Origin of the sequence: Pseudomonas sp. MNR3A (genome assembly GCF_009650575.1) — a bacterium.
In the GTDB taxonomy this organism is placed as follows: domain Bacteria; phylum Pseudomonadota; class Gammaproteobacteria; order Pseudomonadales; family Pseudomonadaceae; genus Aquipseudomonas; species Aquipseudomonas machongensis.
On the sequence record NZ_VZZS01000031.1, the window covers coordinates 12,819 to 31,021 of the forward strand.

Annotated in this window: 10 protein-coding genes; 5 read left to right on the plus strand and 5 right to left on the minus strand. The window is 62.8% G+C overall.

Annotation, left to right across the window (positions count from 1 at the left end; translation table 11 throughout):
- On the minus strand, positions 1-1,971 hold the full coding sequence (locus F6X62_RS21690) for a choline BCCT transporter BetT (RefSeq protein ID WP_054893763.1): 1,971 nt from the start codon (positions 1,969-1,971) through the stop codon (positions 1-3).
- 250 nt (positions 1,972-2,221) lie between these two features.
- Here F6X62_RS21690 and F6X62_RS21695 point away from each other — a divergent pair, with 250 nt between their 5' ends.
- The 3 genes from F6X62_RS21695 (at position 2,222) to F6X62_RS21705 (ending at position 5,634) form a co-directional block, all read left to right on the plus strand.
- Positions 2,222-3,925: an amidase gene (locus F6X62_RS21695; protein WP_153774653.1), complete on the plus strand. Its 1,704-nt coding sequence runs from the start codon at positions 2,222-2,224 to the stop codon at positions 3,923-3,925.
- 78 nt (positions 3,926-4,003) lie between these two features.
- Positions 4,004-4,708, plus strand: coding sequence for a transcriptional regulator (locus tag F6X62_RS21700; protein WP_153774654.1), 705 nt, complete (start codon positions 4,004-4,006; stop codon positions 4,706-4,708).
- A 14-nt stretch (positions 4,709-4,722) separates the two neighbouring features.
- A complete protein-coding gene (locus tag F6X62_RS21705; protein WP_153774655.1) occupies positions 4,723-5,634 on the plus strand; it encodes a pyridoxal-phosphate dependent enzyme in 912 nt (303 codons plus the stop codon).
- A gap of 58 nt (positions 5,635-5,692) precedes the next feature.
- On the opposite strand, the gene F6X62_RS21710 is transcribed toward F6X62_RS21705, so the two are convergent.
- Complete coding sequence (locus F6X62_RS21710; RefSeq protein ID WP_153774656.1) at positions 5,693-7,369, minus strand: MFS transporter; 1,677 nt, start codon at positions 7,367-7,369, stop codon at positions 5,693-5,695.
- A gap of 185 nt (positions 7,370-7,554) precedes the next feature.
- Positions 7,555-7,983 carry a VOC family protein gene (locus F6X62_RS21715; RefSeq protein ID WP_054893758.1) on the minus strand — a complete coding sequence of 143 codons (429 nt, stop codon included), beginning with the start codon at positions 7,981-7,983 and terminating at the stop codon, positions 7,555-7,557.
- Between the two features lie 154 nt (positions 7,984-8,137).
- On the opposite strand from F6X62_RS21715, the gene F6X62_RS21720 reads away from it, so the two are divergent.
- Positions 8,138-13,015, plus strand: a complete 4,878-nt coding sequence (locus F6X62_RS21720; protein ID WP_178117579.1) for an NEL-type E3 ubiquitin ligase domain-containing protein — start codon at positions 8,138-8,140, stop codon at positions 13,013-13,015.
- Between the two features lie 12 nt (positions 13,016-13,027).
- Here F6X62_RS21720 and F6X62_RS21725 read toward each other — a convergent pair whose 3' ends face one another.
- Positions 13,028-15,499, minus strand: a complete 2,472-nt coding sequence (locus F6X62_RS21725) for a UvrD-helicase domain-containing protein (protein ID WP_153774658.1) — start codon at positions 15,497-15,499, stop codon at positions 13,028-13,030.
- Positions 15,500-15,719: 220 nt separating this feature from the next.
- On the opposite strand from F6X62_RS21725, the gene F6X62_RS21730 reads away from it, so the two are divergent.
- Entirely contained in the window at positions 15,720-16,418 is a 699-nt protein-coding gene (locus F6X62_RS21730; protein WP_153774659.1) for a pirin family protein, read from the plus strand.
- 70 nt (positions 16,419-16,488) lie between these two features.
- Here the strand turns inward: F6X62_RS21730 and pgm are convergent, their stop codons facing one another.
- The gene (pgm, locus tag F6X62_RS21735; protein ID WP_153774660.1) at positions 16,489-18,126 is read right to left on the minus strand and encodes a phosphoglucomutase (alpha-D-glucose-1,6-bisphosphate-dependent); all 1,638 of its coding nucleotides are present in this window, start codon (positions 18,124-18,126) and stop codon (positions 16,489-16,491) included.
- Between the last annotated feature and the right edge of the window lie 77 nt (positions 18,127-18,203).

Consider the following 18,203-nt stretch of genomic DNA (forward strand, 5'->3'; position numbering starts at 1 on the left):
TCAACGCACCAGGTGCAGGAAGTGCAGGTGCCGTTCGAAGTGATCGAGAATGTCGCCGATCACTTCGTCCTTCGACCAGCCCATCACATCGTGGTCCTGCCCGCCCTCACGCAAGTGCACTTCGGCACGGAAGTACTTGCGCTCCTCCCCGGCGGCATCGCTCAGGACGAAGCTGGGCATGGCATAGGCGCGTGGGCGAATCTCGTAGACGAACACCTCATCGCTCGGCCCGACCTTGAGCGTCACTCGGCCAGCCTCGCCTTCCTCGACACTGCATTCATAACCCTGGCGACGCCACTCCTCGGCCACCGATTGGCAGGCCGGCAGCGCTACGTCAGCGATGAAGCGCTGCACATGTGAACGGCGCGGGAACATCGCCAGGGTGCGCAGACGTCGCTGCCAGTTGCCCGCAGCACGCGAAGCCGTCGGCGAGATAGCCAGCGCCTGGTAGCGCAGGTCACGCTTGGTGGCGTCGAGTTTGAGCGCCTTGAGCAGCCCGCGCATGCTCAGCAGCAACGCCAGGGTAAACGGCAGCGCACTGGCGATGGTCGCGGTCTGCAGCGCCTTGAGGCCGTCGGCCAGCAGCAATGCGATGGCGACGATGCCCATGCTTGAGGCCCAGAAGATCCTCTGGCGGATCGGTGTGCCCTCCTTGCCGCCGGAGGCCAGCATGTCCACCACCATCGCGCCGGTATCGGCCGAGGTGACGAAGAACACCACCACCATGACCACCGCCAGGGTGCTGATGATGCTGGCGAAGGGGAAATGCTCGAGGAAGGCGAACAGTGCAAGCGACGTATCCTGCTCCACCGCCGCGGCCAGGTCGGTCAACCCCTCGTCAAGGATCATGTGGATCGCTGTGTTGCCGAACACCGTCATCCACAGCAGGGTGAACGCAGTCGGCACCAGCAGCACGCCGGTCACGAATTCACGGATGGTGCGCCCGCGCGAGATACGCGCGATGAACAGCCCGACAAAGGGCGACCAGGCCAGCCACCAGCCCCAGTAGAACAGGGTCCAGCCGCCGATCCAGTCGGTGGGCTGATAGGCGTAGAGGTTGAGCGTGCGACTGACGATCTCGCTCAGGTAGCCACCCGTGTTCTGTACGAAGGTCTGCAGGATCAGTACGGTCGGCCCCAGCAGCATCACCATCAGCAACAGCAGCACCGCCAGGCCCAGATTGAGCTCGGACAACCGCCGAATGCCCTTGTCCAGCCCGGACATCACCGACAACGTGGCCAGGAACGTGGTACCGATGATCAGCGCGATCTGCACCGGAATGGATACCGGCACACCAAACAGGGCATTGAGCCCGGTGTTGATCTGCGACACGCCAAAGCCCAGCGAAGTGGCGACGCCGAATACCGTGCCGATGATCGCAAAGATGTCGACCGCATGCCCCAGTGGCCCGTGGATGCGCTCGCCGATCAGCGGGTAGAGCGCCGAGCGCAAGGTCAGCGGCAAGCCGTGGCGATAGCTGAAATAGGCCAGGATCAGTGCGACGATGGCGTAGATCGCCCAGGCATGCAGCCCCCAGTGGAAGAAGGTGATACGCATTGCCTCGCCCGCCGCCAGCACCGTGCCGCCCTCACCCAGCGGTGGCTTGAGGAAGTGCATCACAGGCTCCGCGACACCGAAGAACATCAGGCCGATGCCCATGCCTGCGGAGAACAGCATGGCGAACCAGGTGGCATTGTTGTAGTCGGGGGTGCTGTGGTCGGGGCCGAGCTTGATATCGCCGTAGCGACTGATACCCAGAAACACCACAGTGCCGAGAATCAGCGCCACACCGAGAATGTAGAACCAGCTGACATTGACGATGATCCAGCCCTGGATATGGGCGAACAACGCCTGTGCATGGGCCTGGAACACGCTGGCGTACAGCACCAGAATCAGCAGCAGGACCGCGGAAATCCAGAAAACCGGTGGGTTGATGGTGGGCTTGCGAGGTTGCTCGGGCGGACTTGCCATGTACGGGTAATCTCCATCAGGGCGCTTCATGCGCACGGTTAGCTACGACAAACGGTAGACGCTGATGGTTTTGCCCGTCGTGACATATCGGATGTTTCTGAATTTTTCAAAGCGCCCCCCCTGAGCACACGCCCTCTTGCCCGCACATGCCGTGCTGCAAACAGGTTTTTCCCTGGTGCAAACCTGCGCCCGCGCAGGGCTTCTTGTACACTCGCCTGCATAAAATCCACCTGTACATTTTGGTGACAGCATGATCGAGGTAACCGAGGTTTCCATTGCCGAGCTGCGCAACGCGCTCGAGTCCGGCCGCACGACGGCGGTCGAACTGGTCAAGGCCTACCTGGCCCGTATCGACGCCTACGATGGAGCCGACACCGCCACCGCGCTGAACGCCGTCGTGGTGCGCAACCCTGAAGCGCTCAAGGAAGCCGAGGCCTCCGACGCCCGTCGCGCCGCCGGCACCACGCTTGGCCCGCTGGACGGCATCCCCTACACCGCCAAGGACAGCTACCTGGTCAAGGGCCTGACCGCCGCCTCCGGCAGCCCGGCATTCGAGCATCTGGTCGCCCAGCGCGACGCGTTCACCGTTGAGCGCCTGCGCGCTGCAGGGGCGATCTGCCTGGGCAAGACCAATATGCCGCCCATGGCCAACGGCGGCATGCAGCGCGGCGTCTACGGCCGCGCCGAAAGCCCGTACAACGCGGCCTACCTCACCGCCCCCTTCGCCTCTGGCTCCTCCAATGGCGCCGGTACCGCCACGGCGGCCAGCTACAGCGCCTTCGGCCTGGCCGAGGAAACCTGGTCGAGCGGTCGCGGGCCGGCGTCGAACAACGGCCTGTGCGCCTACACCCCGTCGCGTGGGGTGATCTCGGTGCGCGGCAACTGGCCGCTCACGCCAACCATGGATGTGGTCGTGCCTTACGCACGGACCATGGCCGATCTGCTGGAAATCCTCGACGTGGTGGTGGCCGACGACGCCGATACCCGTGGCGACCTGTGGCGCATGCAACCCTGGGTGCCGATCCCGGCAGCCTCGAGCGTGCGCCCCACCAGTTACCTCGACCTGGCCGTCGGTGCCGGCGCGCTCAAAGGCAAGCGCTTTGCCGTACCGCGCATGTACATCAATGCCGACGCCGAGGCCGGCACTTCGGAAAAACCCGGCATTGGTGGCCCGACTGGCCAGCGTATCAACACCCGCGCCAGCGTCATCGACCTCTGGGAGCAAGCCCGCAAAGCGCTGGAGGCGGCAGGCGCCGAAGTGGTCGAAACCGACTTCCCGTTGGTCTCCAACTGCGAGGGTGATCGTCCGGGCGCGCCGACCGTGTACAACCGCGGTATCGTCAGCAAGGAATTCCTGCACGACGAGCTGTGGGAACTGTCCGGCTGGGCCTTCGACGATTTCCTGCGCGCCAACAACGACCCCAAGCTGAACCGTCTGGCTGACGTCGACGGGCCGAAGATCTTCCCGCACGATCCGGGCACCCTGCCCAACCGCGAAGACGACCTGGCGGCCGGCATGGACGAATACGTCAACATGGCCAAGCGTGGTCTCAAGTCCTGGGATCAGATCGCTACCGTCCCGGACGGCCTGCGCGGCCTGGAGCAAACGCGCAAGATGGACCTGGAAGACTGGATGGACGAGCACAAGCTGGACGCGGTGCTGTTCCCCACCGTCGCCGATGTCGGCCCGGCCGATGCCGATATCAACCCAGTCTCGGCAGACATCGCCTGGAGCAACGGGATCTGGGTCGCCAATGGCAACCTGGCAATCCGTCATCTGGGTGTGCCGACAGTGACCGTACCGATGGGCGTGATGGCCGACATCGGTATGCCAGTGGGCCTGACCTTCGCTGGCCGGGCCTATGACGACAATGCCCTGCTGCGCTTTGCCGCAGGTTTCGAAGCCACCGGCTCGCGCCGGGTGATTCCACCGCGCACGCCACCACTGGGCTAAAGTCCGAACGCAAGCCACACTCGCCAGATTCAACTATTTGTGTAAAATTCAACACAATTAAGAATCTGGCGATTTCCCATGCCCGCACTCCCTCTTCAGCAAGAACGCCAGCTCACCCTCACCGTCCTCAAGGCTGCGCTCCAGGCCTTGGGCAGCGTTGCGCCGCGCAACCTGGAAATCCTCCTGCACGACCTCGACAATCCCGAGCACTCGGTGATCGCCATCGTCAACGGCCATCTTTCGGGCCGTCGAGTGGGCAGCCCGATCCTGGCCGCACCGGAACAGGACCAAGGCTTCAAGGCACTGATGCACGCCGGCCGTACTCAGGACGGCTGCGAGCCGGTGGTGCTGCCGGACTACCCTACAACCCTCAAGGGGCGCACGCTGCGCAGCGCCACGGCAATCTTTCGCGACAGCGGCGGCCACCCGTTCGCCAGCCTGTGTGTGAACACCGACATTACCGGCCTTGATGCCGCCATAACCTTTCTCCAGCACTTTCAGCCACTCGGCGCCCTCCCGGACACACACCCGCCCCGTGAGGCGGCCGACATGACGCTGCTGATGAGCGAGATCATCCAGGACTCGCTGCAGCGCTCGGGCCGAGGGCGGATGAACAAGCAAGCCAAGGTCGAGGCCGTACGAGTGATGCAGGAGCGCGGCCTGTTCATCGTCAAAGGTGGCGTGGAGAAGGCTGCCGACGCCCTGGGCGTGACCCGCTACACCATCTACAACTACCTGGAGCAGCTGCGCGGCGACGCCACGCCGGCTGCCCGCGAACGCTGAATGCGGAGCCCGCCATGACCTTGCATATCCAGACCCCTTTGATCGAATCCCGCCCGCTGTCACTGGCCGCCGGCCGTACCCTGTGGCTCAAGCTCGAGGCACTGCAGCCCTCTGGCTCTTTCAAGCTGCGCGGCGTAGGCCATGCCTGCGAAGTGCACCATGCACGTGGCGCCCGGCACTTCGTGTCGTCTTCCGGAGGCAACGCCGGCCTCGCCGTGGCCTATGCCGGGCGCAAGCTCGGCGTGCCGGTAACCGTGGTGGTGCCGGAAACCACCAGCACGCGCGCCATCGAACTGCTGAAACTCGAAGACGCCCAGGTCGTGGTCAAAGGCAGCTCGTGGCAAGAAGCCAACCAGCATGCGCAAGGCTTGCTGGGCGCGGGTGATGCGTTCATCCACCCGTTCGACGACCCGCTGCTGTGGACCGGACATGCCAGCATGATCGACGAAGTCGCCCAGGCTGGGCTCAAACCCGATGCAGTGGTGTTGTCGGTAGGGGGCGGCGGACTGCTCAGCGGCGTGGTCGAGGGGCTCAAGCGCAATGGCTGGCACGACGTGCCAGTGCTGGCGGTGGAAACCGAAGGTGCCGCATCACTGCACGCTGCCATCGCTGGGGGCCATCCGGTGGAACTGCCGGCCATCACTTCGGTGGCCACCTCGCTGGGCGCCAAGCGTGTGGCGGACCAGGCGCTGGCCTGCGCACAAAACCATCCACTGCACAGCGAGCGAGTAACCGACCATGCGGCGCTCCAGGCCTGCGAGCGCTTTCTGCACGATCACCGGATACTGGTAGAACCTGCTTGCGGCGCAGCGCTGGCCTTGGCCTACGCACCCGAGCGCCTGGCGCAGTACAACAACGTGCTGATGATCGTCTGCGGTGGCGCGACTGCCACGCTGGAGCAGATTCGCGACTGGCTTGCAGCCTAGCGGCCAGTGCTCGCGAAACAAGGCCACTCCTGCAAGAACTGCAGGAGTGGCCGTTTCTTCAGGCGTGGTTGATATCCCGGTCCTTGGTCTCAGGCAGGAAGAAGATACCCAGAACCGCGGTCATCACCGCGATGACGATCGGGTACCACAACCCGTAGTAGATATCCCCCGTGGCCGCCACCATGGCAAAGGCCACCGTCGGCAGGAAACCGCCGAACCAGCCATTACCGATGTGGTAAGGCAGCGACATCGATGTGTAGCGGATACGCGCCGGGAACAGCTCCACCAACCAGGCAGCGATGGGGCCGTAGACCATGGTCACGTAGATCACCAGAAGCGTCAGCAGCAGCAACACCATCGGGTAGTGGATCTTCGCCGGGTCAGCCTTTTCGGGGTAGCCGGCCTCCTTCAGCGCGCCGGTCAGGGTCGCGGTGAACGCATCGCCCTGGGCCTTGAGCTCGGCCGCCGCCAACCCTGTGCCCTCGAAGCTTGCAATGACCCGTTCACCGATACGCACCTGCGCCACACTGCCGGGCTGTGCACGTTCGTTTTCATAGGGGATGGCGCGCTTGGCCAGCAGGCTCTTGGCGATATCGCAGGAACTGGTGAATTTGGCCTTGCCCACCGGATCGAACTGGAACGAGCACTGCGCCGGGTCGGCCACCACCACGACGGGATTCTGCTCCTGAGCGACGAACACGTCCGGGTTGCCGTACTCTGTCAGGCTCTTGAAGATCGGGAAATAGGTGAGCGCGGCAACGATGCAGCCCGCCATGATGATCTTCTTGCGCCCGATGCGATCGGACAGGCTGCCGAACAGGATGAAGAACGGCGTGCCGATCAACAGCGAACCTGCAATCAGCAAGTTGGCGGTCTGGGGGTCGATCTTCAGGGTCTGCAACAGGAAGAACAGCGCGTAGAACTGCCCGGTGTACCACACCACGGCCTGCCCGGCAGTACCGCCGAGCAGCGACATGATCACCACCTTGAGGTTATCCCAACGCGCGAAGGATTCGGTCAGCGGCGCCTTGGACGCCTTGCCCTCAGCCTTCATCTTCAGGAACACCGGCGACTCGTTGAGCTGCATGCGGATGTACACCGAAATCACCAGCAGCAGGATCGAGATCAGGAACGGAATCCGCCAGCCCCAGGCTTCGAACGCTTCGGTACCCATCACCGTGCGGCAGGTCAGGATCACCAGCAGCGACAGGAACAGGCCCAAGGTGGCGGTGGTCTGGATCCACGACGTGAAAAAGCCACGCTTGCCGGGCGGTGCGTGCTCGGCCACGTAGGTCGCTGCGCCACCGTACTCGCCGCCCAGCGCCAGGCCTTGCAGCAGCCGCAGGGAGATGAGAATGATCGGCGCCGCCACGCCGATGCTGGCATAGCTGGGCAGTATCCCGACCACGGCAGTGGACAGGCCCATGATGATGATGGTGATGAGGAAGGTGTGCTTGCGCCCGATCATGTCGCCGAGTCGGCCGAACACGACGGCCCCGAACGGCCGCACGGCAAAGCCTGCAGCAAACGCCAGCAAGGCGAAGATGAACGAGGTGGTTTCGTTGACGCCGGCGAAGAAGTGCTTGGCGATGATCGCCGCCAGCGAGCCGTAAAGGTAGAAGTCGTACCACTCGAACACGGTGCCCAGGGATGAAGCGAAGATGACCTTGCGCTCCTCCCGACTGATGCCGCGTTGGGGCGCACTGCCTGTCGATGTGCTGTCGATTGCCGCCATGGGTTGCCTCCGTCTTGTTCTTGTCAGGCCGGAGTACCTCAGAAAAACAGCATCGCACCCTGGCCCCGGGTCTAAGCAGGACTACGGTTGCGCGAAGCACGACAGGGCGGGCTGCCCAGAATCGCAGCAAGGTACGTTGAAGCATAATCGGGATTGCGCGGATATCCACTGCGCCCTTGATGACGCTAGGGACGGGTAGCCTGCTCGCCAACAGGCCCTTTCAGCTCGACCTGGTTGCCATCGGGGTCATAACAGTAAAGCGACAGGCCCTCGCCCTCGGCGCCATATCGCACTTCGGCGGCATCGACCGCAACCCCGGCGGCTTGCAGGTAGCGGGTCAACGCCTGCTCGTCGAACGGTTCGATACGCAGGCAGAAGTGATGCAGGTTACGCCCGCTCTCGCCTGCCGCAGCACCGCCCGGGCGTCCCAGCTCACCGTCCAGGCTCACCAGATCGATCATCGCGGTACCGGTGGCCAGATGGATCATGCCCAAGTCCGGCCGCTCCTTGCTCACCCGGCAGCCAAGCACGTCACGGTAAAAGGCGACACTGCGCTGAAGATCGCGCACGCGCAGCACCAGATGATCGATATGACGAATGGCAAAGGGACGCATGGGGGCAGCTCCTGGTCGTCGCTTCGAAAGGGCATCGCAGCACCATAACCGATCCCTCGCAGACAGGACAATTCACGATCAGGTGCTAGCCATCTACAGGCGCGCGCGCCCTCCTGGGCCGTCCAATGGACGCTCCCCACGAACGGAGCATTCCATGAGCAGCCTTCCCTACCAGCATGAACAACAGATCCTGCGCACCTTGCCGAACTGGAGCAAGGACCTGCATCCGCAGCACTTCAGTGCGCTGCTGGACACACAGCGCAGCCCCCACCTCTACCCCAGCGGTCACGCGTATGACTGGTACGCCTCGGCACTCCCCGAAGATCAGGCGGCCCTGCGCAATGCACTCGACCAGCGCGCCAAGAGCGTGCGCGCCCTGCAAGCCAGCCTTGCGGAGCTAAAGGGCATCAGCGATTTCTGTCGGCCATTACTGCAACAGTACTTCAGCAATGAGCGCACGCCCGATGGCGAGGAGCATTCGGTCGATGTCATGCAGTACTACACGCAAGCTGCCAAGGTCGAACTACCAAAACCCGGCCAGACGGAAACGGTATACACCCCTACAGGCACTCCTGTTTATCGCTCCGTGCTGGCTGCTGCACTGCACAACTTCAAGAGCGAGCAAGACAGACCCCGATTCGCCGGCCTGCGGCATTTCAAGGGTGATAATCGAGAGTTCCTGATCCACAACCTGACGGACTTCATCGTCCTGACGCGGCGTCTGGATCTGGGTCAGCAGTACCAGGCGCACCTGGCCTCGATCTATGACGGCAGCAATGCCGAGCAGATCAGGCAAGATTCAATGCTTGCGCGCCGGGACGAGCTGAGGGTGCAAGCTCGTATCGCCTACCTCAAAGGCGACATCAGCCAGACGACATACACCGCCCTGCACGAGCTCTGCGCCGATTTGCCCACGGACGGGAGCGAGACACACGAGGTCAAGTGCCAGTCGCTCAGTGTTTTCGGTTTTGAGCTGTACGAACTCATGCTGATTTCGATTGTGACCCCCAAGGCCAGATGCGTGGTGCTCTACCTTCCGGGGAACAGCAGCGAAACGCTGAGAGAATTCAAATCAATGGCCGAATGTCATATCCACCTGCGCACACGCTTGCTCGATGCAAATGTACGCCAGACATTCATCGGGTACACCGCACACGCCGTGCAACCTGCACTCAGCACGCGGCTGCGCAATGCGCTGTACAGCAACCCGACAGCGAACGATGCGGCGCTGATCGCGCGGACCACCGTCAACCTGGACACCAGCCTTACGGACCTGCCGTCTAGTCCGTGGAGTGAGCTGGAGAGACGCCATGTCAAACGTATGAAGGCCGATGCCCGCTCGATCGCAGTGCCGACCGCCGACGTCGATGCCCAAGCCCGTCTGGAGCGCCTCGAGTTCTGGGCTGTCATCGGGATGGACATCCTCAACATCGCCGCCGCCTATATACCAGGGCTCAACCCCGTCATGTCCCTGGTGGTCGGCGCGCAGATGATGGAATCGGTATTCGACGCGCTCCACGCCTGGGAAGAAAACGACAATGCCCAAGCCATCGCGCACTTGAAGTCGCTGGCGATCAATACCGGCCTGCTGGTTGGCACGGTGGCAGGTGGCGCGGTACTGCAATCGCACTTCGTCGATTCGATGCAAAGCATTCACGTCAATGGCCAGGAACGGCTGTGGAGCCCGAACATGGGGGGATACGCCAGTGACCTTCAACTCCCGTCCGAGCTCGAACCCAACGCACGGGGTCAATATGTCTACCAGGACAAGACCTATGTACGCCTGGGCGAAGATCTCTACGAGCAGTTCCAGGACATGGACGGCCAGTGGCGCGTACGCCACCCAAGCAACCCGCACGCCTACAGCCCTCTGCTCGTTCACAATGACGCCGGGGCCTGGCGCGTGGCGCACGAAAATCCCCTGGCATGGGACAGCGACACCCTGCTCGAGCGCCAGGGTTCGGTGGCACGCAGTCTCAGCGTAGAGCAACGCAACAGCGCGCTGCTCAGCACCGGATTGGGCGCAGACGTGCTACGTCGCCAATTGATGGAAAATACTCGTACGCCTGCACAATTACTGGACGCCTTCGAGCGTCTGCGCACATCCGAGGAAATCTCCGGCCTGACACGCAGCGTTCGCGAAGGAACGCGCTTGCCCGCGCACAAGAATTTTGCTCTCAATGCCCTGACCCAACTGCCAGAATGGCCAAGCGATCACGTTCTGGAAGTGTTCGCAGGGAACGAGCGTGCAGGCGAATTCATCACCTACCCCAGGGCCAGCAGGCCCGACGATCATGTGGTGCAGCTCAGCAGGGAGGAGCTGGAGAATGGCGAGCTAGCAAGCGTCGTGCTGGCTCAGATGGATGCCGAACAGGCCTCGCACCTTGCACCAGTCGGAGCTGAACAGACGTCCCAGGTAGTGGTCTTGCAGGAGCGCCTCGCCAACCAGCTCGAAGCTGACCGCCAGTCGATCTTTGCCAGCCTGCGCGCGGCCAAGGTCGAACACACTTCACTGGCGACCGAACGCCTGTCGCAGCAGTTCCCCGGCCTGCCCGAGGTGGCGGTGGATGAGATCGTCGAAAGTGCCAGCCCCCAGGAGCGTGTGAGGATGAACAGCCATGATGGACGCATCCCTCTGCGCGTCGCCGAGGAAGCGCGCCTGCTGCAAGCCAGCATCCGTCTGGATCGGGCCATCCTCGGTTTGAAACAGTCCGACCTGGCGACCACGGATACCGCGATCCTGCGCGACGGCCTGCAGACACAACCACCAAAGGCAGATGCCGCGCTGTTCGAGCTCGCCACAGCCGACCGTAACAAGGCACGCCAACTGATCGGCCAGCAACCGGTCAGGCCTGGCTTCCGCTCTCCCCTGCGCCTGAGTGACGGTCGGCTGGGCTATCCGCTCAGTGGCCGTGGCGTGCCAGGTCCGCGGGCAAGACTCCGCGTACTGTACCCCGGGTCCACCGACGCACGGATCAATGAGCTGATAGCGACCCTGGGCGAAGGCCGCGTACTGCGCGACAACATTGCTCGTCTCGAACACGAGTGGCGCACGCTCAACAGGGATATTGACCAATGGACGCAAGCTTCATGGGAGGCCGGCATAGATACCGGCAGCATAGGCTGGGACCTGATGGCCGCTTGGCGAAATACGCAGGCACGCGAACTGGAGCTCATCGCACTGGGTGATGAGGTCTCTACACTGCCCAGGATCTCGGCGCGCTTCCCGAACGTCCGTACATTAAGGCTCAATCGGCTGGGGTTGACGGCACTGCAACCCGGCCTGCTTGACTGCTTCCCAGCTTTGGAAAGACTGGAGATACTCGGCAACCCGCAGATAGGCGAATCCTCCCTGACACTGGCCCTGCGAGCGGCTCCAAACCTTCGCAGGCTGGTACTCGTCGACAATGGGCTGACCGGGCTAAGCATGCAGATGCAGGAAACCCTGGCCGCCATGCCTTATCTGCGTGATCTGGACCTTGGGTACAACTCACTCTCCCTGAGTGCCGCAGATATCGACTTTCTCGCCGCCCGCCGCCTTGAAACCCTCAACCTGAACAACAATCACATCACTCTCGATGCTACCAGTGCCGGGCGTTTCCGGCAGATGGTCGACGTACGGCACTTGAACCTGCGAGGCAACCCTCTTGGCGTGGCACCTGATGTTGGCTATATGGCTCGGCTGTCGCACCTGAACTTGTCCCGTTGCAACCTGGAGCAATGGCCACAAGGGTTGACGACCCTGATGAGTCAAAGGCAGTACCAGTTGCGCGAGCTCGACCTGTCGAGAAACCGCATCAGCACCCTGCCCGACCTCGACAACATCCTCGTCACGCCTTTCGCCCAGGGCATCAGGGCGCGCCAGGTGGGCCTGCGCTGGAGCTTCAACTACAACGCGCTGGAACGAGAGGCCCGCTCCGGGCTTGCGCGTATCCAGCTCGTTGTCCACGAGCACGAAGGTGTAATGAGCCCGACAGAAGCATTCATGCAGACCGACGCCACGCCAGCGCAACGTCTCCTCTGGGCGGATCTGTTCGGAGCAGGCGAAAACCAGGCGCTGCTGGACAAGTTGGGCTTGTTGCGTGAGTCGGCGGACAGTCAGCAACAACCCGTCGCCATACGCAGGCGGGTTTGGGCATTGCTTGAAGCGGCTGGTGAAAGTACTGAACTTCGCGAGAAGCTCAACGATGTCGCTGAGCAGTACCCCACCAGTTGCGGTGACGCCGGCACCGATGCGTTCAGCGCACTGGAGACGGAGGTCAGCTTGCAGAAGATCAACCAAGGCGACTTCAGTCTCAGAGACAAATGGACCTTGCTACGCCAGCGCTACCGTCGTGAGCAGGTCAACAACCTGGCTGATCGCATTGCCCTTGCCCGCAGCCTGCGCAAAGCCGCCCTGCAGCGGGTACTGGAGGGTAACGGCGAAGACATCCCTGCACTCGATGACTTGGACGATCCGGCCGCTGTTCCGGATCAGGTGTTGTTAGACGGGCCGGTCGACGACATAGAGATCCGCCTTGCACTGCGCCAGACACTCGCTGACGATCTGGACTACCCAGAGCCGAGCGATAACATGCTCTACAGGCCGACCGCCCAACTGTCGCGCAAGATAGAGACCAATGTAACCAAGGAAGTGACGCGCCTGGACCAAGACCCGAAACAGGTCCGCGAATGGATCGTCGAGCAGCCGACTTGGCAGCTCAGTCTCCGGCGTGCCAATGCCTCACAGTTCGAGGCGGTCACCGAGTTCTGGCGACCCGGCCTTGAATACCTGCAGTATTGCCGGGACTTCGCAGCACAGTTGGATGGTGAGACCGTGGAGCTCCAGCCCATTACATCCTTGTCGGCCTCGGTCAAGAAAGCGTTGGAGAACGCGATCGGCCAGGAGTTGCCCAGCAGCAACGCTGAGCTGCAGCCGCTGGTGCTCACCGATGCACAGGCTGCAGCGGCATACAACGCGCTGCGCGATGAGCAGGCCAGCGTCGAGCGCGGCCTGTTCGACAGCCTGACCCGTGAGGTCGAAACCCACTGACACTCTCCACCCTCACTGGCCGCGCAAGTCCTCGAAGAAGGCTTGCCGGCCCTGTACCTGGCTGGACGCACGATGCAGCGCCGCCGCCTCGCCGCTGACAGCTTCCACATGCCAATAGCAGTGCCTGATCGCCCGCGTCACCCCGACGTAGGCCAGGCGCTGCGCTTCGTCTTTCTGCGCGCTGTCGAACGGCTGTGCATCCCCGGTACGCCCTAACCCAGCCATGCGATACACCTGGTTCTTGTAGGGTGAACTGGTCAGGTACTGACAATCTCCAAGCATGAACACGGCATCGGCCTGCAGGCCCTTGGCGCTGTGATAGGTGAGCTGACGCAGACGACGCTGCTCAGGCGGCAGGCTCGAATCAGCCCTGGCAACCGCATCTATATGATTTGAAATCAATGATTTATCGCTACTTTTTCGAAACAACATCATCACCGTTTCGCCCCGTTGGTAATGCTCGATCAGGGTCTGCCCGAGAGCGGCTTCGTCGCGCTCGAACACCTTGACTGGCGACAGTGGCAGCGCGGCGGCGTCACCGCAGGCCCTGGCTTTCTTGCCGTTGATCGCCGTTGTACCGCGCACAAGGTGTTCGGCCGCATCAATGATGTGCTGCTGGCTTCGGTAGTTCTCGACCAGCATCACCCGGGTATTGGCCGGTGATGGGAAGGTCTTGCCAAACTCCATGAAGTACTTCGGTGAACTGCCACGCCAGCCATAGATCGACTGCCAGTCATCACCCACGCACATCAACGACGAATGCGCGGCGTTGCGCCCGGTATGCATGCCTGGGCCACGCCTGCGGATCTCGCCCAATGTAGCGCGCAACCAGCTGACGATCTGTGGCGAGACATCCTGGAACTCATCGATCATCAAGTGCGCCAGCGGGCGTAGCAGCCGGTCTGGCAGCAGTTGCAGGTTCTCGGGGTTGTTCTCGCCGAACAGGGCGAACATGCGGTTATAGGTCATCACTGGCGGCGACTGCCCAAGCAGGTGAGTTTCCAATGCCTTCCAGTACAGGGCCAGCGCTTCGAAAAACGGCGCATCGCTGTCGCCTGGCGCAAAGCTCATGCGAGCCACGGCGCTCCCCACCTCAAGCCCCAGGTTCTCGATGAAGCTCGCCGCACCGACGAAGGCATCGAGCAACGGCGCAGGGGCCAGTTCGCCCTTGACCTTGAACTCGAACCCAGGCCCCGCCACCGCATCACCCGCCAGCGACGCGGCGAGACGTTTTGCCGAAGTATAGTTATCAAGCCAAATCAATGGCTTATCACAGAAAGCTTGAAACAACGTGCGCTTTACAGCCCACTCGGCACGCACCGACAGCTTGGCGTTGGCACGCTGATACTGGGCGCTTTCCGACGGATCGAAGCCCAGCACTACCCAGGCATCGAGCCCTTCGAGACGCCCATGCATATGGAAACGCTGGCCACGGATCTGCACGGTTTCCCGACAGGGCTCGATGCCCTTGATCGGCCAGGCGCCCGCAGCGAACCACAGGTCTTCGATCACGTCGCACAGTTCTTCGTCGCGCTGGGCAGCCAGTTGAGTCACCTGCACGCGCTTCTGCACATCGGGATGATCCGGATCGAGGGGCTTGAGTTGCAGGGCCTCGCGGCGCATCGTCGCGACCAGTTCGGCAAAGCGTGGGCTGTCACGCAGCAGGTCGCGATAACACAGATTGAGCTGCTGGCGCTGGGCATCGTTCAGGCGCAGGTCGAAAGGATTACCTTCGCTCTCGGCTTCGCTGCCAGCCGGTAGATCGTTGCCCAGTGTCTCGAATGCGCGCAGTTGGGAGAACCCCGGCAAGCTGCGCACCAGCGGCAGGATGCGCGAATGGAAGGTGCGAACCAGGTCACGAGCACGGGCCGGCGGCAGGTCGATCTGCCAGATGGCGAAGACCTGCACCAGCCGCTTGATGAAGTCCTTGCGCGACTCACGCGTGAAGGTGACCACGGTCATGGCGTCCAGCTCGAAGCCCAGGTAGTGGCGCAGCAGCAGGATACGCAGCACCAGCGAAGTGGACTTGCCGGCACCGGCACCCGCCACCACGCAGGTAGATGGCGTGTCGCTGAAGATCAGCTTCCATTGTGCGGCGCTGGGCTGGGCGTCGGCAGGCAGGCGCTGGGCGACATCGGCCTTGAAGCGTTTCTTCAGCTCTGCTGTCAGCGGCAGGCGCCAGTCGTCGAACAGCTTGTCATCCTGGCCTGGCACTGCAGCGCTGTCAGGGCGGCTGTCGCGGATCACCAGGACCTGCCGCCCGGCCTCGTACCCTTCGGCACGCCCACGTTCGTAGCCGTCACGCAGGCCATCGGCGTGCCCGCTGCGTTGGCCGGTGGCGTGGCCGAGGAACCATGAGTCGCGGTGCTGCGCCTGCAAACGGCTCAATCCTCGCCCAAGCAGGCGTGCGGCCAGGCGGCGCAACCAGGGTAATTGCGCGGGCGGGGTCAGGTCCGGTGGCGCCGGGGGCTGCTCGAGAGACACGGTCACTCCATTGCTAGTCGAATCAGTGGAGCATGTTCCACCGAACGGCTGAAAAGTGCCAGCTAATGCTTGCAGATCATAGGATTAGGCGATGAAACGCAGAAAGTACCGCAACGAAAAACATCGATTTATCAGATAAAAACAAGTCGATATTTACGCTTATTTTCGATACTTGAAAAAGGCATCATGAGCCCATTCCCACCTACCGAGGACCCTGATCATGCTGCAACTGCGCCCCTTCGAAAGCCTCGGCCATGCCAACCACGGCTGGCTGGACGCCCATCATCACTTTTCCTTTGCCGAGTACTACGACACCGAACGTATGCACTGGGGCAACTTGCGCGTATGGAACGACGACCTGATCGCCGCCGGCAGTGGCTTCCCGCCGCATCCGCACCGGGACATGGAGATCATCACCTACGTGCGCGAAGGTGCAATCAGCCACCAGGACAATCTGGGTAACAAAGGCCGCACCGAAGTCGGTGACGTACAAGTGATGAGTGCGGGCACGGGTATCGTGCACAGCGAGTACAACCTGGAGAAGGTCGACACCCGCATCTTCCAGATCTGGATCGTGCCGGACAAGGTCGGAGAGGCGCCGTCCTGGGGCACTCGACCCTTCCCTAAAGGTGACCGCGGCGAAGGCTTCGTGACCCTGGCCAGTGGCCGTGTCGAGGATCAGGATGCCCTGCGCATCCGCGCCGACGCCCGACTGGTGGCCGCGACCCTGCGCGCCGGCGAGAGCGCCGAGTACCGCTTCGATGCCGGACGACGTGGGTATCTGGTTCCAGCCAAAGGCGTGATCGAGGCCAATGGCGTGCGCGCCAAAGCCCGGGATGGGGTCGCTGTGGAAGGTGAAGAAGTGCTGCGCGTCACGGCGCTCGAGGACAGCGAGATCGTGCTGGTGGACGTGGCCTGAGGCAGATGACCGAACCGCGCTTTTCGCGGGCTGGCCCGCAAAAAGTACGGTTCGGCATGCGCGTAGGCAATCAGCTGATCGCCGCATCCACCAGTGCCTGGGCCTCTTGCACCAGGCGCTGCAGATGCGCCTCGTCAATGAAGCTTTCGGCGTAGATCTTGTAGATGTCCTCGGTACCCGAAGGACGCGCGGCAAACCAGCCATTGGCGGTCATCACCTTCAGGCCGCCGATGGCCTGGCCGTTGCCCGGTGCGTGGCTGAGGATCTGCTGGATCGGCTCGCCGGCAAGCTCGGTGGACTTCACCTGCTCGGGTGCCAGCTTGCTCAGCAGCGCTTTCTGCCGCGCATCGGCCTTGGCCTCGACCCGGGTGGCGTAGGGCTTGCCCAGGGCGGCGGTGAGATCGGCGTAGGCCTGGCTCGGATTGCGTCCTGTGCGTGCAGTCATCTCGGCCGCCAGCAAGGCGGGAATCAGGCCATCCTTGTCGGTCGCCCAGACGCTCCCGTCCAGACGCAGGAACGAAGCACCCGCACTCTCCTCCCCACCAAAACCGAGCGAGCCCTCGAACAAGCCCTGGGCGAAGAACTTGAAGCCCACCGGCACTTCATGGAGCTTGCGCCCTAGCCGCTCGGTAACCCGGTCGATCATGCCGCTGCTGACCACGGTCTTGCCGACAGCGGCGTCGTTGCGCCACTGCGGGCGATGGCGGAACAGGTAATCGATGGCCACGGCGAGGTAGTTGTTCGGCTGCAGCAGGCCGTCACTGGTGACGATACCGTGGCGGTCATGGTCCGGATCGCAGGCAAAGGCCACGTCGAAACGCTCGCGCAGGCCGATCAGGCCCTGCATGGCGTATGGCGACGAAGGGTCCATGCGAATCTGCCCGTCCCAGTCGACGGTCATGAACCGGAAGGTCGGGTCGACCTCGGTGTTGACCACTTCAAGGTTCAACTGGTATCGCTCGGCAATCGCCGACCAATAGCGCACGCCCGCACCACCCAGCGGATCGACACCCAGGCGCAGATTGGCGTTGCGGATGACCTCGAAATCGATGACGTTTTCCAGGTCTGCCACGTAGCTGCTCACATAGTCGTGACGCTGGGTGGTGGCCGCCTGCAGAGCCTGAGCGTATTCGATGCGCTTGACACCCTCAAGGCCTGCGGCCAGCAGTTCGTTGGCCTTGGCTTCGACCCACTTGGTCACATCGCTGTCGGCCGGGCCACCATTGGGCGGATTGTATTTGAAACCACCGCTCTGGGGCGGGTTGTGCGAGGGGGTGATGACGATGCCGTCGGCCAGGCCCTGTTGACGCCCGCGGTTGTAGCACAGGATCGCATGGGACACCGCCGGGGTCGGGGTGTACTCGTCGTCCTTGGACAACCGCACCTGCACGCCATTGGCCGCCAGGACTTCCAGCGCGCTGGCCGTGGCCGGCGCCGACAAGGCATGGGTGTCAGCCCCGATGAACAGCGGGCCATCGATGCCCTTCTCCTGGCGGTACAGGCAGATCGCCTGGGTGATCGCCAGCACATGATGCTCGTTGAAGCTCAACTCGAACGAGGTGCCTCGATGTCCGGAAGTGCCGAAGGCCACGCGCTGCGACGCGACCGTAGCGTCCGGGCGACCGGTGTAGTAGGCGGTCAACAGGCGGGGAATATCGACCAGCACGCTGGCCGGAGCCGGCTTGCCTGCCAAAGGACTGAGCGTCATGCAAAACCTCGAGTTCAACGGATGTAGATGTTGGAACGCGCAGTGTACTGGGAGTTGCAACGGCGCGCGATGGGGCT

What these genes read in the sequence shown, in the direction of transcription:
- F6X62_RS21690 (WP_054893763.1), bottom strand. Translation starts at nt 1,971, where the DNA reads ATGGCAAGTCCGCCCGAGCAACCTCGCAAGCCCACCATCAACCCACCG.
- F6X62_RS21695 (WP_153774653.1), top strand. Translation starts at nt 2,222, where the DNA reads ATGATCGAGGTAACCGAGGTTTCCATTGCCGAGCTGCGCAACGCGCTC.
- F6X62_RS21700 (WP_153774654.1), top strand. Translation starts at nt 4,004, where the DNA reads ATGCCCGCACTCCCTCTTCAGCAAGAACGCCAGCTCACCCTCACCGTC.
- F6X62_RS21705 (WP_153774655.1), top strand. Translation starts at nt 4,723, where the DNA reads ATGACCTTGCATATCCAGACCCCTTTGATCGAATCCCGCCCGCTGTCA.
- F6X62_RS21710 (WP_153774656.1), bottom strand. Translation starts at nt 7,369, where the DNA reads ATGGCGGCAATCGACAGCACATCGACAGGCAGTGCGCCCCAACGCGGC.
- F6X62_RS21715 (WP_054893758.1), bottom strand. Translation starts at nt 7,983, where the DNA reads ATGCGTCCCTTTGCCATTCGTCATATCGATCATCTGGTGCTGCGCGTG.
- F6X62_RS21720 (WP_178117579.1), top strand. Translation starts at nt 8,138, where the DNA reads ATGAGCAGCCTTCCCTACCAGCATGAACAACAGATCCTGCGCACCTTG.
- F6X62_RS21730 (WP_153774659.1), top strand. Translation starts at nt 15,720, where the DNA reads ATGCTGCAACTGCGCCCCTTCGAAAGCCTCGGCCATGCCAACCACGGC.
- pgm (WP_153774660.1), bottom strand. Translation starts at nt 18,126, where the DNA reads ATGACGCTCAGTCCTTTGGCAGGCAAGCCGGCTCCGGCCAGCGTGCTG.